The 220-nt window shown below is 71.8% G+C and carries 1 protein-coding gene; it reads right to left on the bottom strand.

Annotated elements, in window-relative coordinates:
- The coding region (locus tag UK12_RS36105) for a hypothetical protein (protein WP_045307465.1) at positions 1 to 199 on the bottom strand (199 nt) is incomplete at its 3' end.
- Positions 200 to 220: the final 21 nt, after the last annotated feature.

Raw genomic sequence — 220 nt, forward strand, 5'->3', positions numbered from 1 at the left:
CCTCCCACTCCGCCGCGACCTCGAGAACCGCCTGCTCGTCGCCGGAAATCACCACCGACGAAGGCCCGTTGACCGCCGCGATACCCACCTCGGACTCACTACCGGCCAGCAGCGCCAGCAACTCGGCCTCACCGGCCTCGACCGCCACCATCGCACCACCGGCGGGCAGCGCCTGCATCAGGCGGCCACGCGCGGCCACCAGAGCAGCGGCATCAGCCAG

This window comes from Saccharothrix sp. ST-888 (assembly GCF_000955975.1).
GTDB lineage: Bacteria > Actinomycetota > Actinomycetes > Streptomycetales > Streptomycetaceae > Kitasatospora.